At 71.8% G+C, this 23604-nt stretch carries 20 protein-coding genes and 2 pseudogenes; 8 read left to right on the top strand and 14 right to left on the bottom strand.

Annotation, left to right across the window (positions count from 1 at the left end; genetic code table 11):
* Nucleotides 1-256: 256 nt before the first annotated feature.
* Nucleotides 257-1540: a streptophobe family protein gene (locus K7G59_RS13050; protein WP_225833663.1), complete on the top strand. Its 1284-nt coding sequence runs from the start codon at nucleotides 257-259 to the stop codon at nucleotides 1538-1540.
* A gap of 543 nt (nucleotides 1541-2083) precedes the next feature.
* Here the strand turns inward: K7G59_RS13050 and K7G59_RS13045 are convergent.
* Nucleotides 2084-2494, bottom strand: a complete 411-nt coding sequence (locus K7G59_RS13045; RefSeq protein ID WP_225833661.1) for a hypothetical protein — start codon at nucleotides 2492-2494, stop codon at nucleotides 2084-2086.
* 324 nt (nucleotides 2495-2818) lie between these two features.
* Between K7G59_RS13045 and K7G59_RS13040 the strand changes: the two genes are divergently transcribed.
* A complete protein-coding gene (locus K7G59_RS13040; protein ID WP_225833659.1) occupies nucleotides 2819-3202 on the top strand; it encodes a nuclear transport factor 2 family protein in 384 nt (127 codons plus the stop codon).
* A 59-nt stretch (nucleotides 3203-3261) separates the two neighbouring features.
* Here K7G59_RS13040 and mgrA read toward each other — a convergent pair whose 3' ends face one another.
* Nucleotides 3262-4254 (bottom strand): L-glyceraldehyde 3-phosphate reductase, encoded by a 993-nt coding sequence (mgrA, locus tag K7G59_RS13035; RefSeq protein WP_225833657.1) that lies wholly within the window; start codon nucleotides 4252-4254, stop codon nucleotides 3262-3264.
* 110 nt (nucleotides 4255-4364) lie between these two features.
* Between mgrA and K7G59_RS13030 the strand changes: the two genes are divergently transcribed.
* Both K7G59_RS13030 and K7G59_RS13025 read left to right on the top strand, forming a co-directional pair.
* Complete coding sequence (locus tag K7G59_RS13030; protein WP_225833655.1) at nucleotides 4365-5273, top strand: LysR family transcriptional regulator; 909 nt, start codon at nucleotides 4365-4367, stop codon at nucleotides 5271-5273.
* A gap of 52 nt (nucleotides 5274-5325) precedes the next feature.
* Nucleotides 5326-5841 carry a DinB family protein gene (locus tag K7G59_RS13025; protein ID WP_225833653.1) on the top strand — a complete coding sequence of 172 codons (516 nt, stop codon included), beginning with the start codon at nucleotides 5326-5328 and terminating at the stop codon, nucleotides 5839-5841.
* Here K7G59_RS13025 and K7G59_RS13020 read toward each other — a convergent pair.
* Together K7G59_RS13020 and K7G59_RS13015 are read right to left on the bottom strand one after the other, a co-directional pair.
* On the bottom strand, nucleotides 5823-6893 hold the full coding sequence (locus K7G59_RS13020) for an adenosine deaminase (RefSeq protein WP_225833651.1): 1071 nt from the start codon (nucleotides 6891-6893) through the stop codon (nucleotides 5823-5825). The genes K7G59_RS13025 and K7G59_RS13020 overlap by 19 nt on opposite strands.
* Nucleotides 6890-7330 carry a VOC family protein gene (locus K7G59_RS13015; RefSeq protein WP_225833649.1) on the bottom strand — a complete coding sequence of 147 codons (441 nt, stop codon included), beginning with the start codon at nucleotides 7328-7330 and terminating at the stop codon, nucleotides 6890-6892. The genes K7G59_RS13020 and K7G59_RS13015 overlap by 4 nt, the downstream gene beginning before the upstream one ends.
* A gap of 856 nt (nucleotides 7331-8186) precedes the next feature.
* On the opposite strand from K7G59_RS13015, the gene K7G59_RS13010 reads away from it, so the two are divergent.
* Entirely contained in the window at nucleotides 8187-9068 is an 882-nt protein-coding gene (locus tag K7G59_RS13010) for a GNAT family N-acetyltransferase (RefSeq protein WP_225833647.1), read from the top strand.
* Nucleotides 9069-9197: 129 nt separating this feature from the next.
* Here K7G59_RS13010 and K7G59_RS13005 read toward each other — a convergent pair whose 3' ends face one another.
* The 3 genes from K7G59_RS13005 to K7G59_RS12995 all read right to left on the bottom strand — a co-directional run bounded on the left by K7G59_RS13005 (nucleotide 9198) and on the right by K7G59_RS12995 (nucleotide 12041).
* Nucleotides 9198-9578 (bottom strand): BlaI/MecI/CopY family transcriptional regulator, encoded by a 381-nt coding sequence (locus K7G59_RS13005; RefSeq protein WP_225833645.1) that lies wholly within the window; start codon nucleotides 9576-9578, stop codon nucleotides 9198-9200.
* Nucleotides 9579-9762: 184 nt separating this feature from the next.
* Nucleotides 9763-10668, bottom strand: a complete 906-nt coding sequence (locus K7G59_RS13000; RefSeq protein WP_225833643.1) for an aldo/keto reductase — start codon at nucleotides 10666-10668, stop codon at nucleotides 9763-9765.
* 50 nt (nucleotides 10669-10718) lie between these two features.
* Nucleotides 10719-12041: an aldehyde dehydrogenase family protein gene (locus K7G59_RS12995; protein ID WP_225833641.1), complete on the bottom strand. Its 1323-nt coding sequence runs from the start codon at nucleotides 12039-12041 to the stop codon at nucleotides 10719-10721.
* 496 nt (nucleotides 12042-12537) lie between these two features.
* On the opposite strand from K7G59_RS12995, the gene K7G59_RS12990 reads away from it, so the two are divergent.
* The gene (locus K7G59_RS12990; RefSeq protein ID WP_225833639.1) at nucleotides 12538-12975 is read left to right on the top strand and encodes an SPW repeat protein; all 438 of its coding nucleotides are present in this window, start codon (nucleotides 12538-12540) and stop codon (nucleotides 12973-12975) included.
* A 346-nt stretch (nucleotides 12976-13321) separates the two neighbouring features.
* On the opposite strand, the gene K7G59_RS12985 is transcribed toward K7G59_RS12990, so the two are convergent.
* The 5 genes and pseudogenes from K7G59_RS12985 to K7G59_RS35005 all read right to left on the bottom strand — a co-directional run.
* A complete protein-coding gene (locus K7G59_RS12985; RefSeq protein ID WP_225833637.1) occupies nucleotides 13322-14776 on the bottom strand; it encodes an immune inhibitor A in 1455 nt (484 codons plus the stop codon).
* Between the two features lie 150 nt (nucleotides 14777-14926).
* A pseudogene (locus K7G59_RS12980) lies at nucleotides 14927-15714 on the bottom strand (GNAT family N-acetyltransferase).
* A 72-nt stretch (nucleotides 15715-15786) separates the two neighbouring features.
* Nucleotides 15787-16647, bottom strand: a complete 861-nt coding sequence (locus K7G59_RS12975) for a GNAT family N-acetyltransferase (RefSeq protein ID WP_225833635.1) — start codon at nucleotides 16645-16647, stop codon at nucleotides 15787-15789.
* Between the two features lie 240 nt (nucleotides 16648-16887).
* Nucleotides 16888-17535, bottom strand: a complete 648-nt coding sequence (locus K7G59_RS34695; protein WP_374114223.1) for a chaplin — start codon at nucleotides 17533-17535, stop codon at nucleotides 16888-16890.
* A 27-nt stretch (nucleotides 17536-17562) separates the two neighbouring features.
* Nucleotides 17563-18129 (bottom strand): annotated as a pseudogene (locus K7G59_RS35005) (chaplin); the annotation flags it as partial.
* Nucleotides 18130-18410: 281 nt separating this feature from the next.
* Here K7G59_RS35005 and K7G59_RS12955 point away from each other — a divergent pair.
* Nucleotides 18411-19997, top strand: coding sequence for an alpha/beta hydrolase (locus K7G59_RS12955; protein ID WP_225833634.1), 1587 nt, complete (start codon nucleotides 18411-18413; stop codon nucleotides 19995-19997).
* Between the two features lie 70 nt (nucleotides 19998-20067).
* Nucleotides 20068-20673 (top strand): DUF4232 domain-containing protein, encoded by a 606-nt coding sequence (locus tag K7G59_RS12950; protein ID WP_225833632.1) that lies wholly within the window; start codon nucleotides 20068-20070, stop codon nucleotides 20671-20673.
* Here the strand turns inward: K7G59_RS12950 and asnB are convergent.
* Both asnB and K7G59_RS12940 read right to left on the bottom strand, forming a co-directional pair.
* The gene (gene asnB, locus K7G59_RS12945; RefSeq protein ID WP_225833630.1) at nucleotides 20663-22504 is read right to left on the bottom strand and encodes an asparagine synthase (glutamine-hydrolyzing); all 1842 of its coding nucleotides are present in this window, start codon (nucleotides 22502-22504) and stop codon (nucleotides 20663-20665) included. The genes K7G59_RS12950 and asnB overlap by 11 nt on opposite strands.
* A 197-nt stretch (nucleotides 22505-22701) precedes the next feature.
* Entirely contained in the window at nucleotides 22702-23481 is a 780-nt protein-coding gene (locus K7G59_RS12940; RefSeq protein WP_225833628.1) for an alpha/beta fold hydrolase, read from the bottom strand.
* Nucleotides 23482-23604: the final 123 nt, after the last annotated feature.

The raw sequence follows: 23604 nt of genomic DNA, 5'->3' as shown, positions 1-23604 counted from the left end.
CGGTGAGACAGCGTACGGCGCTCACGAGTCCGGGGCGCCGGACGGCGCGGACGCTCACGAGCGCGCCTTCCCGTCGTGATGTGCTGGTCGGGCTCGCGGAAGACCCGTCGCAGCGCGCGGCTTTGGTCAGGGAAGTCACGTGGGGGCGTGTCGAGGCGCCACGGCCATCGTGTGCGCCGATCGTGAGGGGCCCGCAAGCCGACGCGGACGGCCCACCCGGCGGGCGGGCTGCGCCGGCGCTGCCTAGCGTGGCAGGGTGAGCCCTCCGACCGTCCCCGCCCGGCCCGTACCCGAGCGGCCCGTCGCCCGGCACGGCTGGGCGCGGGCCGTGGCCACGGTGCTGGCCGGGCTGGCCGTCATGGCACTGACGGCGGCGCTCGGACTGTGGGCGGCCGGAGCGGCGGACCTGCCGGACGGGGCGTTTCCCCGGGTGGTCGCCGCGACCGTGGCCGCCTCCGTCGGGGGGAGCGTCGAACTCTCCGGCAACGCGGGCGCGCTGGCGCAGACCCGGGCCGGTCTCACCGTGATCCCGCTGTCGGTGACCCTGGCCGGTGCGCTGGTGATCGGGGCGTGCTTCCTCCGGCCGCTGCGGCACCGAGCGGTCGCCTCGGCCGGTGAGCTGGCGGGCTGGGCCGCGCGGATCGCGGCGCTGTGGCTGCTCGTGCTGATCGGCCTGGCCCTCGGTGCCCGGCAGACCTTCGCCGTCGACGTGGGCAACGGCATCCTCGCCGATCTCACCGGCCTGTTCGCCGCCGGCCCCCGGGTCGGGTTCACGACGAACGTGCCGCTGACGGTGCTGTTCGGGCTGATGTGGCTGGCCGGGGTGCTGGTGCTCACCCTGCTGGTCGCGCGCGGGGCGCCGCTGCCGGGGCGGCTGCTGCGCCTGCAGGAGTCGGTGCGCCCCGCCGCGCACGCGATGGTGGTGCTGCTGCTCGCCTATGTCGTCGCCGCCCTGGTCGTCGGGCTGGTGACGGCGGCGACGCGCGGGCACCCCGCCACGACATGCGCGCTGATCCTGCTCGGGCTGCCCAATCTGGCGTGGCCGGCGCTCACCGTGGGCCTGGGCGCGACCTGGCACGGCCGCGTGGCGGGCCCGTTCGGGCTGCCGATGCCGCATGTGCTGGACGCGGTCCTGCGCGCCCCCGATGTCTCCACGCTGAACCTGCGCACGCTCGCCGGCTACGACGGCCGGGCGTGGTGGCTCGTGGTGGCCGACGCGGTGCTGCTGCTCGCGGTCGCCGTGCAGATGGCCGTACGCTCACCGGCCGGCGTGCGGACCTGGCAGCACGCCCTGCGCCTGGCCGTCGCACTCGCTCTGACCGTCCTCATGATCTGCCTCGTGGGCCGTGTCTCGGCGCACTACGGTCTGTCCCTTCTCGGCATCGGAAACCTGGGCGGCGGCCTGTCCGGGGAACTCTTCCTCAAACCACAGCTGTGGCAGGCGGTGGGCCTGGGGGCGCTGTGGGGACTGGCCGCCGGTTTCGTGGGCGGTCTGCTGGCGGTGCCGGTACGGCGCCGGGTCGCGTCGGCCGGGCTCTGAGGCCGGGTCTCACCCGCGGAGGACGGGTTCTGCCCAGCCGGTGTGGCGGCCCGGCCCAGGCCAGGGCGGGCCTCGCTCGGCGCGGGCGGCTCGTCGTACTGGTGGGCGGGCCAACAGCAGGGCCGGCCCTGAAAGGCCGCCGTCGCGGGTCGGCGGCGGCGTCGGTGCCGTCGGTGGCGGGCGGGTCCTGGGGCGCCGACGGCGACCAGGCGGCAGCCGTCCGCGCAGTGGATGTGGCCCCCGTCGCCGGGCCGTTGCACGAGCTGCACCGGCGGCAGCGTGTCGAGGGGGGCAGGGGGGCGTGCCGGGTCGGGAGCCTCTCAGGCGGGCATGCCGCACGGCGGGACCACAGGAGGGGGACAAAACCCCCGGCTCGGTGGTGTCGGCACGGCGGTCAGTCGGGCGCCGGCTTCGACGAGTTCGGGCGCCGTCGGTGCCGCCGGCCGCTCCACCATGGCCGGAATTCCACCGATATTCCACCAATTCGCTCACTTTTGCGCCCGTGGGGTCGGCGGACGGCGTGGGCGGCACCGGCGACGCCGGTCAGGCCATGGTGACGACGAGCGCCGGGACGGTGCGCTGCATGCGCAGTGCGTCGACGGACTCGGCGAGCAGCTCGTACTCGGTGGTGTCGTCACTGGCGGCGATCCGCACCAGCCGCCCGCCCGATAACTCGTCGGCGGCCTGCTCCTGCCGGTCGCCGTCGGCGCACCAGGCCCGCAGCAGCGTGGGGACGTCGGCGACGGTGTCCGCGACCGGGACCAGCGCCCCCGCCGGGAAGACGGTGCCCTCGGGAGTGGGGTCGAGCCGCTCGGCGATCCATGACGCCCGGTCGCGCAGCCACCACAGGGCCAGTGCCAGGGTCGGCGCGCGGTACGTGCCGAGCGGTACGCCGATGCGCTGCCCGCCGCACGTGCCGTACGCGGTGACGTGGCACAGGAATTCGTCGTGCACGCTCACTCCCCCGTCGCCTCGCTGGTACGCCGACCAGACCTCGCTGCCGGTGCGGCTCCTGTGCGGTGAAGTGCCCCTGAAGTTCGAGTATCGACACTCCCGAAACGCTGTCACCATGACTTTCCGGCCACACTCTTGGCATATTCACCGCCCGTTCTGGGCGGATTCGCGCAGGCTGGTCGGGTGCCATAGGGGCTCCGCCGATTACGCCGGAGGTAATCGACCGGCCCCGCGCGGCTCGGGCATGGTGGTCACACCGGATCGACGAACCCTGAGATCCGGCTCCTGACCAGCAGATACATCCTCGATGGAGGCTGATTCACCATGTCCGTGAACACCGACCGTTACGAGATCGCCGCGGCCCGTTACTTCGAGGCCTGGAATGCCACCCAGCCGGAGGCCATCACCAAGGCGGTCGCAGCCGCCTGGACCGCCGACGGCGGCTACACCGACCCGCTTGCCGACGTCCAGGGGCACGAGCAGATCGCGGCGGTGATCGCGGCGGTCCACGAGCAGTTCCCGGGGTTCGTGTTCCGGCCGCTCGGCGCGGTGGACGGGCACCACGACACCGCGCGCTTCGCCTGGGAGCTGGTGAACGAGGCCGACGGCTCGGCACCGGTCGCCGGATTCGACGTGGTCACGCTGGACGACGAGGGCCGGATCCGGCAGGTGCTGGGGTTCTTGGACCGGGTGCCGGCCGGCGCCTGAGAGGCGTACGCACAGCGGGCGGAGGGCGACGCACCCCTTCGCCCGCGGCTGCCGCCGTCCTACGGCCGCACGAGCGCGTCGATCAGCGCCAGTTCCTCGGTGTCGAAGTCCAGGTTGCCGACGGCCCCGACGCTGTCCTCGATCTGCCGCGCGCTGCTCGCGCCGACCAGGGCGGAGGTGACCCGGCCGCCGCGCAGCACCCAGGCCAGGGCGAGCTGGGCCAGGCTCTGGCCGCGGGACTTGGCGATCTGGTCCAGGGCGCGCAGCCGGCCCACCAGTTCCTCGGTGACGGCGTCCGAGTGCAGGAAGGGGCTGTCGCTCGCCGCCCGGGAGTCCTCGGGAATGCCGTCGAGGTAGCGGCCGGTGAGCACACCCTGCTCCAGCGGGGAGTAGGCGACCGAGCCGACCTGGAGTTCGTCCAGCGCGTCGAGCAGGCCCTCGTCCTCGGGGCGCCGGTCGAGCATCGAGTAGCGCGGCTGGTGGATGAGCAACGGGGTGCCCAGCTCGCCGAGGATGCGGGCGGCCTCACGGGTCTGCTCCGCCGAGTAGTTGGAGACACCGACATAGAGCGCCTTGCCCTGCTGCACCGCGGAGTGCAGGGCGCCCATGGTCTCCTCCAGCGGAGTGTCCGGGTCGAAGCGGTGCGAGTAGAAGATGTCGACGTACTCCAGGCCCATCCGCCGCAGGCTCTGGTCCAGCGAGGACAGCAGGTACTTGCGGGAGCCCCCTTCACCGTACGGGCCGGGCCACATCAGATAGCCCGCCTTGGTGGAGATGATCAGCTCGTCACGGTACGGCGCGAAGTCCGCCTTCAGCGCCTCGCCGAGCGCGGACTCGGCGGCGCCGGGCGGCGGGCCGTAGTTGTTGGCCAGGTCGAAGTGGGTGACGCCGAGGTCGAACGCGCGGCGCAGGATGGCGCGCTGGGCCTCGACGGGCCGGTCGGGGCCGAAGTTGTGCCACAGGCCGAGCGACAGGACGGGGAGCTTCAGGCCGCTGCGTCCGGCGCGCCGGCAGGGCATGCCGGCGTAGCGGTCGGGGTGGGCGGTGTACAACGCGACTCCAGAGGGGTTGGCACATGGTCTACCGGCCCACTCTTTCCTGGGACGCGGGCAGCGGTCCAACAGGAGAATCCGATGGAATTCAGCGGTTAGGCTTCTCAATCATGGAACTGCGCCATCTTCAGCACTTCGTCGCGGTCGCCGAGGACCAGCATTTCACCAGGGCCGCCGAACGCCTGATGGTGTCCCAGTCGGGTCTGTCCGCCTCCATCCGGGCGCTGGAGCGGGAGTTGCGGGCGCCGCTGTTCGTGCGTACCACCCGCCGGGTGACGCTCACCGAGGCGGGCCGCGCGCTGCTGGCGGAGGCCGAGCGGATCCTGGCCCAGGTGCGTTCGGCGCACGAGGCGGTCGCCGCGGTGCAGGGCGTGCTGCGCGGCACGCTGGCGCTGGGCACCGAGCAGTGCATCGCCGGGGTGCATGTGGCACAGCTGCTGGCGGCGTTCCGGGGACGGCACCCCGATGTGGAGATCCGGCTGCGGCAGGCAGGTTCGGGGGCACTGGCCGACGAGGTCACGGCGGGCCGCCTCGACCTGGCCTTCGCGTACCGCACGCAGGCGGACACCGACCAGCTGCGCTCGCTGTCCCTGACCAGCGAGCCGATGATCGTCCTGTGCCACGGCGGCCACCGCCTCGCCTCGTCCGACGCAGTACTCACGCCGCCGGACCTGGCCGGGGAGGTCTTCGTCGACTTCCAGCCGGACTGGGGCCCGCGCCGCATCACGGACGCCGCCTTCGCCGCGTCCGGGGTCCGGCGGACGGTCGCGCTGGAGGTCAACGACGTACACGGCCTGCTGGACCTGGTCGAGGAGAACCTCGGCATCGCGGTCGTCCCCCGGCACTTCCGGCACAAGCGCCCCACGCTCACGGCGCTCCCGCTCGAGGTCACGGGCGACCCGAAGTACGAGACCGTCGCGCTGCTGCCGCCGGAGCGGGCCACCAGCCCGGCGGCCCGTGCCCTGGTCACCCTGCTGGAAGCGGAGGGCCTGGCCCCGCCCCGGCCGTGCGGGACGTGACGGACGGCGCATTGCGCACGCACGAGCGACGGTGATGCGCGATGGTGGAAGCATGCTTGCGAAGGACATCCTCATCGACGGCTACGGCCGCATCCAGGAAGAAGTCCATGCCGCCCTCGACGGCCTCGGGCCGAAGGAGCTGAACGCCCGCCCGGCCCCCGACGCCAACTCCATCGCCTGGCTCGTCTGGCACCTGACCCGGGTACAGGACGACCACGTCGCCGACGCCTTCGAGCTCGACCAGGTGTGGCTCTCCCAGGGCTGGGAGAAGCGGTTCGGCCTCGGCCTGCCCCGCAACGACATCGGGTACGGGCACAGTCCCGCCAAAGTCGCCGAGGTGCGCGTCGAGTCGGCGGACGCGCTCGCCGAGTACTACGACGCCGTGCACGAGCAGACGCTCGGAGCCCTGCACACGCTCGCCGCGAAGGACCTGGAGCGGATCGTGGACGTGCGCTGGGACCCGCCGGTCACCCTCGGGGTGCGCCTGGTGAGCGTCCTGTCCGACGACCTTCAGCACGTCGGACAGGCCGCATACCTCAAGGGACTGCTTCAGAGCGCGGCGGCGTAACCCGGCAGGACCACGTCCTCGATCAGGGCGTTGCGCTCGTCGAACGGGAGGAAGGCGCTCTTGAGTGCGTTCACCGTGACCGTGCGCAGGTCCTCGACGCCCCAGCCGGCCTCCTCGACCAGCAGGGACATCTCGCGGGTCATCGTCGTACCCGACACCAGACGGTTGTCCGTGTTCAGGGTGACCCGGAAGCCCAGGTCCTTCAGCGCCGTGATCGGGTGCTCGGCGATCGAGGTGGCGCAGCCCGTCTGGAGGTTGGACGTCGGGCACATCTCCAGCGCGATCCGGCGGTCGCGGACCCAGGAGGCGAGGCGGCCGAGCTTGCCGTCCACGATGTCCTCGGTGAGGCGCACGCCGTGGCCGATGCGCTGGGCGCCGCACACCTGCAGGGCCTGGTGGATGCTGGGCAGGCCGTGCGCCTCGCCGGCGTGGATGGTGAACGGCACGTTCTCGCGGCGCAGGTGCTCGAAGGCGTCCAGGTGCTCGGCGGGCGGGAAGCCGTCCTCGGCGCCGGCTATGTCGAAGCCGACGACGCCGGCGTCGCGGTAGGCGACGGCCAGGTCGGCGGCCTCGCGGACCCGGTCGAACATCCGCATGCCGCACAGCAGGGTGCCCACCCGGACCTGAGTGCCCGCGGCGGCGGCCTTCGCCATGCCCGCCGCGAGACCCTCCTGGACGGTCTCCACGACCTCCTTCATGGTCAGCCCACCCCGCACGTTCAGCTCGGGGGCGTAGCGCACCTCGGCGTAGACGACGCCGTCGGCGGCGAGGTCGAGGACGTACTCCTCGGCGGTACGCAGCAGGCCCTCGCGGGTCTGCATGACGGCGAGGGTGTGTTCGAAGGTGGCGATGTAGCGGACCAGGTCGCCGGAGTTGGCGGCCTCGAAGTACCAGGCGGCCAGCTCGTCCGGGTCGGTGGTGGGCAGGGTGTGGCCGACCGCGGCCGCGAGTTCGACGACGGTGGCGGGGCGCAGGCCGCCGTCGAGGTGGTCGTGCAGGACGGCCTTGGGAAGCCGGCGGAGGGTCTCGGTGTCGATGCGGGTCGCGGTCATGGGTGTGCTTCCTCGGCAGATGGTGCGGGGTGGGCGGTGGGTCGGTCGGTGGCGGGCTGGAGCAGGTCCCAGCGGTTGCCGTACAGGTCCCGGAAGACGGCGACGGTGCCGTACGGCTCGTGCCGCGGCTCCTCCAGGAAGGTCACGCCGGCGGCGGCCATACGGGCGTGGTCGCGGGCGAAGTCGTCGGTGTGCAGGAAGAACCCCACGCGTCCGCCGGTCTGGTCCCCGATCCGGGCGCGCTGTTCTGCGCCCTTGGCGCGGGCGAGCAGCAGGCCGGTACCGGCGCCGTCCGGACCGGGCTCGACGACGACCCAGCGGGAGCCGTCCGGCCGGGGCGTGTCCTCGGCCAGCCGGAATCCGAGGGCCTCCGTGTAGAAGCGGATCGCCTCGTCGTAGTCGTCGACCACGAGGGCGACCAGGGCAACGCGTCGCATCGGGACCTTCCGGTGGAGGTGGTTAGCGGGTGAGGTTATACGTAAAACCTCACGGACGCCAGTCCTTGGTCTACGCGCGTCCGCGTGCGGCGGGAGCAGGACCGGTGCCGGGGTGGTGGGCGGCCTGGGCAGGGGGTGCCGACCAGGTGGTCAGCGCCCCGCCTCCCCCCTCGGCGGCCTCGGCCCGGCGATGACGTCCGCCATGCCCGTCACCGGGGGCCGCCGCGGGAGACGACCATGCAGGCCGGCGGGAGGGTGGTGGTCGGGCGCCGGGTCCGGTGGGCGCCCTGGACGGCGGGCAGGGGACCGGGTTGCGCCGGGCGTCGTCACGACAGCCTTTCCGTCGCCCGGCAGATGGCCGTTGATCTGCTGCGTTGAGCAGCAGATGGCGCACATCGCCATGGTCGTCGGCGACGGCAAGGGAGACGGCACCACCTGGCTGGAGCCCGTCACCGGCGATCAGTACGCGCACGCGCTCACCGCGCTCGACGACTGATCCGCGCGTTCGCGCGTTCGACCCCCACCGCTCGTCGTCCTCGTCCTGCGGGAGGCCGCCTCCGGCGCGGACGGCTCCCCGAGCAGCGAGAAGAACGGGCGGACGGTGTTGTCGTGAGTGGCCGAGCAGCCGGTACGGCGGGGCCGAGCGCAGGGGGTGCAGCCGCCCCGGGGACGACCTCGCCGGCCAGCAGGTCATTAACCCTTTGCCGAGGAACCGGCGGGCCAGCTAGATTCTGCCGGCCGTCCGTGTTGTTGCGGACCGGCGCTGTCGACGAGGAGGTGTGGAGCACATGCGCAGGAGTGCCCAGCAGTTGAGCCCGCGTACTGACCTTTGCCACCTCCTCACGACGGAGTCACCTTGTCGCTTCGCATCACCCCACTGACCGACCCCGCTCACGGGCCGCACAGCCGGCGTCTTGCATGGCTGGCGTCCGACGCCGATTCCATCCCGGTCGGGACGGCCTTTCTGCGGCTGTTCACCGGCCCTGGACAGAAGCACCTGGCCGAACTGACCCTGAGTGTCCATCCCGTGGAGCGACGCAGAGGCGTCGGCTCCCGGCTCCTCGACGCCGCCGTGGCCGCCGCCCGGGACGATGCCCGACGCCGCGTCCTCGCGCAGGCTGAGGCGGGATCGCCCGGCGACCGCTTCCTGGCGGCGCGCGGTTTCCGTAAGGTCCTCACACTGAGGTTCTCCCGCTTGCCCCTGGCCGATGTGGACACCACCGCCCTCGACGAGATCGTCGAGCGTCCGCATCCCGGCTACCGGCTGGTGTCCTGGCAGGGAACCGTCCCCGACGGCCTCGCCCAGACGTTCGCCGCCTCACGTCGCGCCATGGACGACATGCCCATGGACGGCACCGACTACGGCACCGTGACCTGGGACGTGGATCGCGTCCGGGCTGCGGCGAAGGCCGTCGAACAGCGCGGCGACCAGCTGCACACCGTCGTCGCCGTCGACGCCTCGGACGGCTCGATCGCCGGGTTCACCGAACTCGTCGTCCCCGGCAACGGCACAGGCGACGGCCAGCACTACGGCACCGGCGTGCTGCCCGAGCACCGGGGACACGGCCTCGGGCGATGGATGAAGGCCGAGTCGATCCGACAGACCTGTGGCCGTTATCCGGGCCTCGGCGGCCTCCTGACCGACACCGCCGACGGCAACACGCACATGAGACAGATCAACGACAGCCTCGGCTACATACCCACGCACACGACACACCAGCACCAGCTCGACGTCTAGCGGCGCACGGGGACGGGCCGGACCTGGGACACCCCCATGTCCGGCCCGTCGACATCTTCGAGGCACGCCCTGGCCACCGCCAGGTCGGTCCGGTGGGGGCGGCCAGGAGCAGGAGCAGAAGCAGCGCGGTCAACGGTCGTCGGATTCGAGCAGGTCCCGCAGGATGCGTTCGTCGTCGGGGCTGAGCTGGGCGACGAAGCGGGCGAGGACCGTCTCACGGTCGCTGTCGCGATCGAGTTCGCTGTGCATCCGGCGCGCGGTGAGGCCCTGGGCGTCCCTGGCCTCCCGGGCGGGGTAGTAGGCGTAACCGCGGCCCTGCCGCTCCCGCTCGACCACGCCCTTGTCGTGCAGCCGGGCGAGGATCGTCGTGACCGTGGTGCGGGCGAGGCCGGCGCCGAGGCTCAGCTGGACCTGGCCGGGCGTCTGGGGTGTACCGGCGGCCCAGAGCGCGGCCATGACACTCGCTTCGAGTTCACCGGCCGACCGGCGTTCTTCCTTGGCCTCGGTCATGGAACGTTCCTCACTCCGTCTTCGTCCACGGCGCTGCGCCCCGTCCGCCCCCGCCCACGGCTGGGAAGACCGTCTACTGGATTGTAGTCAGCGGGCTGCCGTCCACCGGGGTGCGCCGGCGCACCCTTGTGCGCATCGCATCCGGGAACGAGCTGATCGACAGGCCCCGCCACCGCGCAGGCGCTCAGGCGGCCCGGCGCACGGCGTCCAGCCGGTCCAGTTCCTCCTCCGTGAGCCTGATGGCGCCCGCGGCGATGTTGTCGGCGAGGTGGTCGGCGTTGCCGGTGCCGGGGATGGCGAGCACATGCGGGCCCTGGTGCAGAGTCCAGGCGATGCGGACCTGCGCGGGGCTCACGCCGTGCGCGTGGGCGACGGCGAGCACCTCGTCCTGCTGCCGGGCAGCGGTGGCACCACGGTCGGCGCCCTCGCCCGCGATGGCGAAGAAGGGCACGAACGCGATGCCCCGCTCCCCGCACATCCGCAGGAGTTCGTCGGCGTCCGGGTCGGCGGCGGCCAGCCCGAACCGGTTCTGCACGGCCACCACGGGCGCGATCTGCAGCGCCTCGGTCAGGTGCCTGGGTTCGACCGCGGAGATGCCAAGGTGCCGGATCAGGCCCGCTGCGCGCAGGTCGGCGAGTACGCCGAAGTGCTCGGCGATGGAGTCCTGGCGCATGCGGCGCAGGTAGACGAGGTCCAGGTGGTCGCGGCCGAGCTGGCGCAGGTTCTCCTCGACGTGGCCGCGCAGCTGGTCGGGCCGGGCGGAGGTGGCCCACTCGCCGGAGCAGTCGCGGAACGGGCCGACCTTGGTGGCGATCAGCAGGTCGTCCGGGTAGGGGGCGAGCGCGGTGTTGATGAGTTCGTTGGCCGAGCGGAGGGCGGAGAAGTAGAAGGCGGCGGTGTCGATGTGGTTGACGCCGAGTTCCACGGCTCGGCGCAGCACCGCGATCGAGCGTGCGCGGTCGCTGGGCGTGCCGAGGTGGAAGGCGGCGCTGCCCGTCAGCCGCATCGCACCGAAGCCGATGCGGCTGACGGGCAGGTCGCCGAGTGTGAAGGTGCCGGAGGCGTCTGCGGTGATCGTTTCAGCGGTCATCGGCGGAGTGTCGCACACCTGCCGACGGCCCCTGCGGCGGGTTACGGGGGTCAGCCGAGCGGCTTGTCGAGCACCGCCTTGCGGTGGCTGAAGGTCTCGATCGAGTAGCGGCCGTGGTAGCTGCCCATGCCGCTCTCCCCCACTCCGCCGAAGGGCAGGTCGCTGACGGTGAGATGGGCCAGAGGCAGGCCGTGGCCGAGGCCGCCGGAGGACGTCTCGGCGGCGATGCGCTCGCGCGTCTCCTCGGACCCGGAGAAGACGTACAGCGCGAGGGGCTTGTCACGGTCGTTGATGAAGTCGATGGCCTCGTCCAGGCCGGTCACCGTGAGGATCGGCAGGATCGGCCCGAAGATCTCCTCCTGCATCACGGGCGCCTCGGGGGCGACGTCCGCGAGCACGGTCGGCGCGATGTACCTGGTGCTGCGGTCACTGTCGCCGCCGACGGCGACACGGCCCGAGCCCAGCAGGGCGCGGAGCCGGTCGAAATGCCGCTCGTTGACGATCCGGCCGTACTCCGGCGAGGCCGCCGGGTCGGTGCCGAACAGCCCCTGGACGGCATGGGCCAGCGCGGTTTCCAGATCCGCCGCGGTCTGAGGGTCCGTCAGGACGTAGTCGGGAGCGACGCAGGTCTGGCCGGCGTTCAGGAACTTGCCGCGGGCGAGTCGGTCCGCCACCACGGCGAGGTCGGTGCCCCGGTCGACGAACGCCGGGGACTTTCCGCCCAGTTCGAGGGTGACGGGGGTGAGGTGTTCGGCGGCGGCGCGCATCACGATCCGGCCGACGGTTGCGTTGCCGGTGTAGAAGATGTGGTCGAAGCGCTCGGCCAGCAGGGCGGTGGTCTCCGGGACTCCGCCCTCGACCACGGCGACGGCGTCGGTGTCGAGGTAGGCCGGGATCAGCCGGGCCAGCGTGGCAGAGGTAACCGGGGCCAGCTCGCTCGGCTTGGCGACGACCGCGTTGCCCGAGGCGAGCGCGCCGACCAGGGGGGCGAGCAGCAGCTGGGCCGGGTAGTTCCAGGGCGCGATGACGAGGACGACGCCGAGCGGGTCGTACTGCGTCCAGGCCGTCGCGTCGGCGCCGAGGTACGCGGGGACGGGCGCGGGCTCGGGGCGCAGCCAGCCGGCCAGGTGCTCCAGGGTGTGGTCGATCTCGCGGACGGTGAAGTCGATCTCGGTGCGGTGGGCCTCGGTGCCGCTCTTGCCCAGGTCGGCGTGGAGGGCGGCGGCGAGATCGGCACCGTTCTCCGTGAGCAGGGCGCGCAGGCGTCGCAACTGACCGGTACGCCACTGGACGGGCTTGGTGCGGCCGGTGCGGAAGGTGGCGCGCAGCCGGGCGACGATGTCGGCGGGCCGCTCGGGGGTGGAGTGGTTCACGGGTGCCTCACTGGTGGCGCACGGGCTGGTGCGGCCCGGACGCAGGGTCTCGACAGATCAGATGCAGTCAGCAACCTTTCATGCACTCAAGTAAATTCCGGCGATCTCGTGACGCGGCTCACAGCGCGCCCGGACGCGGCGACGAACGGCCCGGGAGGGTGCGACGGCGACGGGAGCCGACGGTGCGCACGGGAGGCCGGGGCGCGGAAACCGGCGTGCACCACGGGCGATGGCGCCGCGGGCCGGACACGCCAGGCCGTGCGGCCCTACGGCATCCGGGGCGACGGGGACGGTACCGGCGACGCGACGGCGACGCGCGTGCCCCGTCACGGCGACGCACGCCGAAGGCCGGAACGCGCCCGGCCGGGGCTCCCTCACCACAGACACCGACCCCTACACATAAACAAGAAATAAGGGCACAATGGGCGCTAAGCGGCGCTTACCGCATACCGCACAAGATGCGGTCGCTGCCTGCACAAGTCAAAGGAGACGAGTCATGGCCAACGTCTCACACAGGGGTGACATAACAAGCCACCCCGATGTCTCCGAAATGCGGGCACGCTACGCCCGCATGCTCGGCGGCCGTGATGTGGCGCTCGTGGACGGGCCGGTGTTCCTGCTCGGCCTGTACTGCGCGGCATCTCCGTGGATCCTGCACTACACGACGAGCCAGCCGGCGCTCGTGACCCACAACCTGATCATGGGCATCGCGATCGGCCTGCTGGCACTCGGATTCACCAGGGCCCCCGAGCGGATGTACGGCCTGAGCTGGGCCATGTGCGCCATGGGTGTCTGGATGGTCATCGCACCGTGGGTCGTGGGCACGAGCCCGGACGCGGGCGTCATCATCAACAACGTCATCATCGGCGGGCTGGCCTTCATCCTCGGGCTGATGTGCGCCGGCACGGCGGCGAAGCGCGCTCCCCAGCCATGAAGACAAGACACGAGGAAAGGAAGACCGATCAGTAAGAGACAGGCAAACACGAAGGCCGGTCCACCCGGGTGGACCGGCCTTCCTCACGCCCGCCTCGACGGCACGCGGGCCGTCGTGCGCGCAGGACGGCGGGCTGACCCTGGTGTCCAGCTCAGACACCACCCGCAGAGCAGCGGGGTGATCACGTGCTCGCGGGCGAATCGGTGACACGGACCGCGACCTGCCGGACGGCCGATCCGTACGAGCCGCGCGGCCCGGCGTGCGGACTCCGGCTGGAACACGCCGGATCGGACACTGCCGGCGGCGTGAACCGGGTGGGCCCGGCCTCGAGGCCGGGCCCGGGGCCTCAGCTGACGTTGAGCGCCGTGTCGTCCAGGACGAACGACGTCTGGAGCGTGGAACCCTCGGTGCCGGTGAACTTGAGGGTCACGGTCTGCCCGGCGTAGCTGCTCAGGTTGAAGCTGCGCTGCGTGTATCCGCTGGCGGCGTTGAGGTTCGAGTAGGTCGCCAGGGTGCTCAGCACGGAGCCGGAGCTGTTGAGCACCTGCACCTTGAGCGTGTCGTACGCCGTGGTGGTCGTGGTCTCCGCCGTGTCGACGTGCAGGTAGAAGCTGAGGTTGGCGCTGGCGCAGCCGGACGGGATGGTCACCGACTGCGAGAGGGTGTCGGTGGTGGCGCTGCCGTAGCCGTCGAGCCAGGCGTAGTAGGAGCCCGTGCGGGGCGACTCGCCGGTGGAGTTGGTGATGACACCGCTCGAGGCGCTCCAGACGGTGTTCCCGGACTCGAAGCCGTTGTTGCCGAGGAGCTGCGCAGCGGTGTAGGTGCCCGTGCCGCCGCCTCCGCCGCCGCTGGTGGTGCCGTCACCGGCCAGCCACGCGGTGGCGTTGAGGGCGAGGGGGGCGTTGGTGGCGGTGGAGTCGTTCCAGCCGTCGTACAGCGTGTTGCCGGACTGGCCGGTGCCGTCGTCGACGGGCGAGCTGTCGCCCCAGAAGGCGACGCGCCCCGCACCGAAGGTGCTGGTCAGGAAGAAGGCGCCGGTGTTGCCGGAGTAACCGGTGCGGTAGAGCAGGCCCTTGACGGAGGAGTTGTCGGCGGGCTTGAGCGTGGCGGTGGTGCCGTTGGCGATCAGGCTCTTGGTGACGTTGCCGAAGGAGCCGTGCAGTACCGGGTTGGTGCTGTCGCTGATGGCCGCCGGGTGGTCGGAGGCGATGTTCAGCGAGTCGATGGAGAAGCCGAACGGGTCTGTGGAGTCGACACTGTTGTTGCTCATCAGGTCGTTGAGGATCTCGACCGCGTCGTAGCCGTCGTTGTTGCGGTCGGCCCCGGTGTGGTCGGAGATCATGAACAGGCCGCCGCCGTTCTTCACGAAGTTCATGATCGCCGTCTTCTCGGCGGCCGTGAACAGCGTGTTCGGCTCGGGCAGGACCAGCGTGTCGAAGTTGGACAGGTCGGTCGAGGAGGTGCCGCCGTAACTGAGGCTGGACCCCGACGGCAGCGTCTTCAGGCTGTAGCTGCCGGTCTTCTGCAGGTCCACGCCCCAGGAGGACAGGGCGCCGGTCCAGTCCGTCTCGGCCGAGGGCGTGGCGTTCTGGCCGAGCGGGTCGGGCTGGCTGGTGGAGATGATCCAGTCGGCGTTGCCGGCCGTCTCGGCGTGGGCGTTGTCGAACAGGACCCGGTGTGTGGTCGCCGCGTGGGCGGGAGCGGCACCGGTGCCGAGCTGGAGGGCGGCTCCGCCGAGGAGCAGCCCGAACCCGGCCAGGGCGGTGGTGAATCTGCGGCTGGACCTGTTGGATCCAAGCATCCGGACGAACCTCCATGAGGGGTGGGGGAGAGGCGGTGCGGGCGCCAATTCTGCGCGCGTAGAACGTGCTAGAGGGTTCTACACGCGTCGATTTATTGAAAGGTACATGGCATGACGGTCCGGTGAACAGAGAGACTGCGTCCGCTACCGTCAAACCTTGTACAAATAGGGGGTCGTGGTGCTCAGCGCGTGGAATCCGAGGCGCTCCAGGATCGGGCGGCTCAGGGGCGAGGCGTCGACCTGGAGGTAGGGGTGGCCGCGGGCGGCGGCCACCCGGGCGCGGTGGGCCACCAGGGCGCGGTAGACACCCCGGCCGCGCCAGGCCTCGACGGTGCCGCCGCCCCACAGTCCGGCGAACGGGGTGCCGGGCACCAGCTCCATACGGGCCGCGCTCACCGGCTCGTCCCCGGCGAGCGCGACCACGGCGACGACCGTGCCGGGGTCGTCGGCCAGCCGGGCACGCAGCCGGTGGCGCAGCCGGGTGCCGTCGGTGCCGAAGGCCTTCTCGTGCACGTCCACGACGAGTTCGACGCCGGCCGGATCGATGACCCGTACGAGGCGGATGCCGGACGGCGGTTCGGCGTCCACGGCGATCCTGGCGGTCTCGCCGGCCAGCAGCGCCTCCTCCGGTTCCGCCCGAAACCCGGCGGCGGCGAGCCTCGAGCCGAGATCCGCCGGCCGGTCGTGCCCGTACAGCTTCCACTCGAAGTCCCGGCCCAGCGCGGTGAAACGGGCGATCTGCTCGTGGATCACCCGGTCCGCGTCTTCTCCCGCCTCGTCCAGGCCGGACCACAGGACACCGTTCCACCCCTGGGCATCGGCAACCTGGCGCACCACCGCACCGGCCCGCTCGAAAAAATCCGGGCCCCGGGCCCGTCGGGCCGGGCGCCCTCGCGCATGGCACGGTCGTAGAGGGCGAGCAGAGAGGTGCGGTCCATGTGCTCACTCCAGCACCGACGGCGCGGCCGGGCAACGGGATCGCCCGCCGCCGGCAGCGGTATCGGCGCCGGTCAGCCGAGTTCGAGGGTGGTGACACCGAAGACGCGCTCCTGGGCGTGGGCGCGGACCGGACCGGTGTACATGCGGGCCGTCTCGAAGGAGGCGGTGAGTCCGGCCTGTTCGGCGAGGGCGGTGCCGGCGGTGTTGGGCTCGGGTACGTCGATGGCGACCGCGTGTCCGGCGACGTCGGCGGTGAGGGCGGTGAACAGCGCTCGCGCGTCGTCGGCGGTGTCGGCGAACAGCGGTCCGATGCGGAGGGTGTCACGGGCGGGGCGGATCACTCCGTAGCCGGTGAGGCGGGAGCCGTCGTGGCGGACGTACGTGCGGTGGCCGGGGGTGGTGAGCCACTCGGCGAGGAAGCGCGGACGGTCGGCCGGGTAACAGGCGCTGTCGTAGGCGGAGATCGCGGCGAAGTCATGGGACGCGGCGCGCCGGACCCCCTCGGGACTCCCCCCGGAGCTCTCGGGCGCGATGCCGGTGAACCGGATGGTGCGGTAGGCGAGTTCGAAGCCGGACTGGCGGTAGTTGTCCTGCTGGGCGACGACTCCGTCCAGGCCGATGGTGCGCTCGCAGGCGTGAGCCAGGGCGGTCTTCCAGGTGGTGAGGCCGTGTCCGTGGCCGCGCAGGCCCGGTCGGACGAGGTAGCAGCCGAGGAATGCGTAGTCGGTGCCGTAGTTGACGACGGATACGGCCGATACGGGTTCCCCGTCGATCCGGCCGAGGAAGAACCCGTCGGGGTCCTGGGCGAAGAAGGCGGGACCGTCGGACAGCCCGGGATTCCAGCCCTCCGCCGCCGCCCACTCGCTGATCACCGGCCAGTCCTCGATGGCGGCCCGCGTGATGACAAGGTCCTGGGGGGCCGGAGAGGTCATGACTACGCTCCCTTTCGCTGGGCTTGCACGGGTCGGTGCGCCGGGTGCCGCACTGGACCCGCAGCATCCTTCCCGATCAACGGGGGCCGCGCCATGAGGGGTTCGGCCACGGCTCGCCCATACCGCGCGGGGCAACGTCCGGCCGGCCAGGCCGCCATGGCGCACCGGCTGTTCCACCGGTGTCAGGGGCCCCACCGGTCCGGCGTCCGGTGGGGCTTTGGCAATGCAGGCGCCGCTGGGTCAGTGGCGGCGCATCGGACGGAAGCGGCGGTAGAGGATCGCGCCGCCGAGGAGGAAGGCCGCGCTGCCGGCCAGCGCGGGGACCGTCATGTCCGTCCCGGTGTGGGCCAGGCTGGCCGTGGGCGGCGCAACCAGGTGCGGGGACCGCGGGGCCGGGTGGTGGGACCTGGCGGGAGCCTGCGGCCTGTGGGTGGCGGGGTGGTGGGCGCGGGGATGATCGGTGCTGGGCTGGTCGCCGGGGGTGCTGACGGACGTGTTGCCCTGGACCGGGTGGGACACGCCGACCACGCCCACGGAGTTCCCGCTGACGTTCACCGGGTGGTGAACGGGGAGCTGGATGCCGTTGCCGCTGACCACGCCGGGCGAGTCGCTCGTCTCGCTCCGCCCCGTCGCGGTGCCGGACGTGGCGGATCCGCCCGTCCTGCCGTTCGGGCAGGCATTGCCCGTCGCCGGGTTCAGCAACCCCACCACATCCACGGTGTTGCCGCACACGTTCACCGGCACATCCACCGGGACCTGGACGGTGTTGCCGCTGACCACGCCGGGCGAGTCGTTCGCCTCGCTCTGCGCGGTAGCGGTGCCTGGCGTGGCGGTTCCGCCCGTCTGCCCACCGCCGTTCGCGCAGGCATTGCCCGTCGCCGAGTTCAGCAACCCCACCACATCCACGGTGTTGCCGCACACGTTCACCGGCACATCCACCGGGACCTGGACCGTGTTGCCGCTGACCACGCCGGGCGAGTCGTTCGCCTCGCTCTGCGCAGTCGCGCCGCCGGACGTGGCGGATCCGCCCGTCCCCCCATTACCGTTCCCGCAGGCATTGCCCGCCGCCGGATTCAGCAACCCCACCACATCCACGCTGTTGCCGCACACGTTCACCGGCACATCCACCGGGACCTGGACCGTGTTGCCGCTGACCACGCCGGGCGAGTCGTTCGCCTCGCTCTGCGCAGTCGCGCCGCCGGACGTGGCGGATCCGCCCGTCCCCCCATTACCGTTCCCGCAGGCATTGCCCGCCGCCGGATTCAGCAACCCCACCACGTCCACGGTATTGCCGCACACGTTCACCGGCACATGCACCGGGACCTGGACCGTGTTGCCGGAGATCAGCCCGGGCGAGCCGGCCGCGGAGCCGTCGGCGGCGGCGCCGTCGGCCGCAAAGGCCGCGGACACCGGAATCGCCACGGCCAGCGCGCCGGAGGCGGCGGCGACGGCGATCACGCTGTTTCGGGTAGCCCGTCTCATTGATTCCTGCCTTCCAGACATAGACGCGGGCACTCACCCGCACGCATAAAACGCGGGAGAAACCATCCGAGTTATGGCTGATCGACCTTTCACCCCGCCGAGTGACAGAGTTATCGAACGCACCGTAAAGATGCTTAATGAGCATTTACGGGGATGGGGCGGGCAAAGAGTACGGCACCGGGTGCCGTCCCGCTCGCCGGGAGGCGGGCCGCCCAGGGCCCCCTTATGGTGATCCGAGGGCGCCGTCCCGGTCCGCAGCGAGCGCCCGGGAGGTGCGATCGATGCTGGTCACGCTATCCACACGGCCCGCCGCGCGACGTTGCGCGAGCGCGGGAGCACTCACCCTGGCGCTGCTCGCGGCCGGGCTGCCCGCAGCGGCTGCCGGGCGGCCGCAGGCCGACCTGTCCCGGTTCTACCGGCAGAAGATCACCTGGGCGGCCTGCAAGGGCCCGGACATGCCCAAGGACCTCCAGTGCTCGAAGGTGACCGTCCCGCTCGACTACGCCAGGCCTGCCGCGGGCACGCTCGACGTGGCGCTGGCGCGCTACCGCGCCACCGGCCCCTCACGAGGCTCGGTGCTGTTGAACTTCGGCGGTCCGGGCGCCCCCGGCATCAGCGGACTCGCCACCGACGGAAAGCCGTACATGGACCTGACGAACAACTACGACGTGGTCACCTTCGACCCGCGCGGAGTGGGCCGGTCCTCCCCCGTGAGCTGCGGCGAAGGCGCCTACGAGGCGACCGCCGCCGGAACCGGGCCCCCTGACGCCGGCCGTCCGCAGGCCCTGCTCCGGCAGTTGCGGCAGGCCGCCCAGGTGTGCGCCAGGAACTCCGGAACGGTGCTGCCGCACATCGGCACCGTGAACGCCTCCCGCGACCTGGACGTGATCCGTCAGGCACTGGGCGACAAGAAGCTCAACTACCTGGGGTTCTCCTACGGAACCCGGCTCGGCGCGGTGTACGCGGCACAGTTCCCGCACCGGGTGGGGCGGCTGGCTCTCGACGGCGTGGACACCCTGACCGAGCCGCTGTCCGAGCAGGGCATCGCGGCCGCCGAGGGGCAGCAGACCGCGCTGGACGATTTCCTGGACTGGTGTGCGACGGACATCGCCTGTCCGTTCGGACAGGACCGGCGCGCGGCCGGGCAGCAGGTCGTCGGGCTCGTACGCTCGCTGGACGAGAACCCGGTGCCCTCGGACGCCGGTGGCTCGTTCTCCGGGCAGGACCTGGTGGGGGCCATCGGGCAGGCCCTCTACAGCAGGGATCTGTGGCCGTCGCTGGAACGCGCGCTGGCCTCGCTGGTCCAGGACGGTGACACCCGGGGCGTGCTGAGCTTCTCCTCCGCCGGCATGAACCCGCGGCACGGCGAGGGCAGCCGGCACCGGTCGGACGGCGGACTCGTCGACGCGCAGGACGTCCCGATGGACAACCTCCCGGCCGCGCTGATGGCGATCGACTGCGCCGACGACCCCGACCGGCCCGCCGCCACGCAGATCACCAAGGACCTGACGAGCCTGCGGGCCGCGTACGAGGAGGCCTCCCCGGTCTTCGGCCGCTACCGGCTCACCCAACTGCTGATGTGCTACGGCCGTCCCAAGGGCACGAACTTCATCCGAAACCGGGTCAAGAACGTCCACTCGGCCCGGATGCTGCTGGTGGGCACGCGCGGCGACCCGGCGACCCCGTACCGCTGGACCGTGGAGACGGCCCGGAGGCTCGGCTCGTCGGCGGTCGTGCTCGACAACAAGGGTGAGGGACACACCGGCTACTCGTCCTCCAAGTGCGTCCACCGCAAGATCAACGACTTCCTGCTGTACGGTTCCCTGCCCGCGAACGGCAGTTCCTGTCCGGTGGACAGGAACTACTGAAGCGCTGTCACCGACGCCTGCCGGCCGACGGACACCTCAGTTCCGGAGGGCCGCCGTACCGAACGTGACCATGACCATGACCGCCACAGGGGAAACCGCCATGCACACCCGCGCCCGTCTCGCCGTACCCGCCGCCGCCTGCGCCGCCGCCCTGGCCCTGCTGTCCGCCGCGCCACGGAGCGAGGCGGTCCCGGGCCGGAGCCCGGCGGCCCCGGGGCACAGTCGGGCAGCCGGCCCGCAGGCCCGGCCCGTGCGCTGTGCGGAACAGGCACTGGTCGTACGGGCGCAGGCCGCCGCCGATCCAGCCTTGGTGCGCGTCAGCGTCACCAACGGGGGTGTCCGCGCCTGCGCCGTCGACCGCGCGCCCATGGTGACCTTCGGTGACCTGGACGGGGCCGCGCTGCCCCTGCCTGCGGGCGGCACAGGCACCTACCGGCTCGGAGCGGGCGAGAGCGCGTACGCCGCCGTGCGCACCATCGGCGACCCGGCGGACCCACAGGGCCGCCGGGTGGGCGTGATCACGGTGGCCGCCGGGGCGTTCCAGTGGGGCCGCTCCTTCACCGCCGGGCAGCTCGGCATCCGGGGCCCGGTCCGGGTGTGGGAGCCGGTGACGACGTGGTGGCAGCCGTCGGCGCGGGCCGCCGACCGGGCCCTGGCCGTCGGCCTCAGCCGGTGATCAGTTCCGGGGAGTACAGGTCCAGCCACTGGGCGAGGTCGAGGGTGACTTCCAGGCCGCGCCGGTCCGCAGCGGCCGTGACCGGGGTGTCGCGCTCGGCCGCCCGCCGGACCTTGTCCCGGTCGACCAGGTCGAAGACGCGGTGGGAGGGCCGGGCGAGGAGGTTCTTGGCCTGGTCCTGCAGGGCCTGGGCGTAGCGGGGATCCTGTGTCGACGGGTACGGGCTCTTGACCCGTTCGTACACCGAGCGCGGCAGGACGTCTGCGACCGCCTCGCGCAGCAGGCTCTTCTCCCGGCCGTCGAAGGACTTCAGGGTCCACGGCGTGTTGTAGACGTACTCCACCAGCCGGTGGTCGCAGAACGGCACCCGGACTTCCAGCCCGACGGCCATGCTCATCCGGTCCTTGCGGTCGAGCAGGAGGCGGACGAAACGGGTCAGGTGGAGATGGCAGATCCGCCGCATGCGGTACTCGAAGTCGCTCTCGCCGTCCAGGCGTCGGATGCCCGCGACGGCGGTGCGGTAGCCGTCGGCGACGTAGGACTCCAGGTCGAGCGACTTGGCGAGGTCGGCGCGCAGCACGCCGGCACTGTCACCGAAGTAGCGGCCGAGGTGCACCAGCCAGGGGAAGGTGTCGGCGTGGCGGACCTCCTCGTCGAAGAAATGGAGGTAGCCGCCGAACACCTCGTCGGCGGACTCGCCGGAGAGGGCGACCGTGGACTGGTCGCGGATGGCGTGGAAGAGCAGCAGCAGCGAGGGGTCCAGGTCGCCGAAGCCGATCGGCAGGTCCCGGGCGCGGAGCACCCGCTCGCGTACGGCGGGGTCGGCGAGGGCACGGGAGTCGAGGACGATGTCCTGATGCTCGGTCCGGGCGAGCCGGGCGACTTCGTGCACGAACGGGGTGTCGGGGGTGCCGCGCAGTTCGTCGGCGAGGAAGTGGTCGCTCTGGCCGACGAAGTCGACGGCGAAGGTGCGGACGCTCTCGCCGTGTTCGGCGAGGCGGCGCGCGGCGAGCGCGGTCATCGCGGAGGAGTCGAGGCCACCGGAGAGCAGGGTGCAGCGCGGGACGTCGGAGACCAGCTGGCGGCGCACGATGTCCTCCAGGAGCGCGCGCACGGTGGTGATCGTGGTGTCGCGGTCGTCGGGGTGCGGCCGGGTCTCGAGCCGCCAGTAGGTGCGGGTGTGCACGCCTGTGCGGCCTACGGTGACGACGGTGCCGGGTTCGACCTCGCGCATACCGTCCCACACGGCGTGTCCGGGCGTTTTGACCAGGGTGAACAGTTCGCGCAGGCCGTCCAGGGAGACCCGGGGACGGACGAGCGGGTGGGCGAGGATCGCCTTGGGTTCGGAGCCGAACAGGACGCCGTCGGGGGTGGGCCGGAAGTAGAGCGGCTTGATGCCCATGCGGTCGCGGATCAGGAGGAGTTGGTCGCGGCGGCCGTCCCACACGGCGAAGGCGTACATGCCGCCCAGCCGCTCTGCGACGGCGTCGCCCCAGGCCAGGTAGCCGCGCAGGACGACCTCGGTGTCCGAGTCGGTTGTGAACTCGTGGCCGAGGGCGGTGAGTTCGTGACGCAGTTCGGTGAAGTTGTACGTCTCCCCGGAGTACACGAGCGCGACCGTCCCCTCGGGGGTGCGCACGGTCATCGGCTGGCGTCCGCCCGGCAGGTCGATGACGGCGAGCCGGCGGTGGCCCAGCGCGGCGGGGCCTTCGGTCCAGGTGCCGCGGTCGTCGGGGCCGCGGCAGGCCATCGTCTCGGTCATCGCGTCGAGGACGGCGGCCTCGGCGGTCAGATCGCGGTCGAAGGAGACCCATCCGGTGATGCCGCACATGCGCTACCTCCACCAGGCGAACAAGCTGTATCAGGCATCTGTACGACGTACACGACAGCGTCTGCCAGGTACCGGGGGCGGTCAACGCGGAAACCGGTCAGGGGCGGGCATCTCGCGGGCGGGCATCTCGCGGGCGGCGATCTCACGGGCGGCCATGTCGCTGCACGGACCGAAGACTTCGGGCCGCCCGGTGCGCGCTACGGCCTCTCGGTCACGAACCGGTCCACGGCCTCGGTCAGCTCGGCCGGCTTCTCCACCGGCAGCTCGTGCCCCGCGTCGATGATGCGCACGACCGCGTCCGGATAGGCCTTGGCCATGCGCAGCATCTGCTTCACGGGAAGCTGGATGTCGTGGTAACCGTGCACCATCAGGGTGGGCGTGCGGATCTCGCCGACGCGGTCGAGGACGTCGAACTCCCGCATCGCGCCGTAGAGCGTCATGACGACCTCACGCGGGGTGTCCGCGGACGAGCGGATGTGGGCGCGGATCTCCTCGCGCGGGTGTCCCGGGGCGAAGGCGCGCTGGATGTTGGCTGCGACGAAGAGCCTGAACGGCGCCAGCGTGGAGGCCGCCATGAGCAGGCCCCGGCCGCGGCTGTAGGTCATGCGGCTGATCGAGTTGACCAGCACCATGCGTTCCACCCGCTCGGGGTGGGCGAGGGCGATGGTCTGGGAGATCATCCCGCCCATGGAGTGCCCGACCAGGACGAAGCGTTCGACCTCGAGGTGGTCGAGCAGGGCGAGGACGTCGTCGGCGAGCGCCGCGATCGTGCGCACCCCGGCCCCGGTGCTCTCGCCGTGCCCGCGCAGGTCCAGCCGGATCACGCGCCGTCTCGGGGCGAAGTGCGCCAGCTGGTGGTCCCAGCGGTGCCGGTTCGCGGTCCAGCCGTGCACGAACACCAGGGGCACGGCCGCGCCGTCGCGCGGGCCCTCGTCGTCGTACGTCAGCCGGGCGCCGTCGACTTCGAGCTGCGGCATGCGGGCCTCCTGGGGGCGGTGGGGTGCGGGACGGTCCGATTACTGGCGGGTACGGTAGCCGGTCACGCACCCCGGCGTCACCGGCGTCCGCCGGGACCCGGCAAGGGGGTGCCCCTCGGGACT

The organism is Streptomyces sp. NK08204, from assembly GCF_020400585.1.
GTDB lineage: Bacteria > Actinomycetota > Actinomycetes > Streptomycetales > Streptomycetaceae > Streptomyces.
Note: the sequence above shows the minus strand (reverse complement) of the source record. Positions and strands in the feature narration are given on the sequence as shown.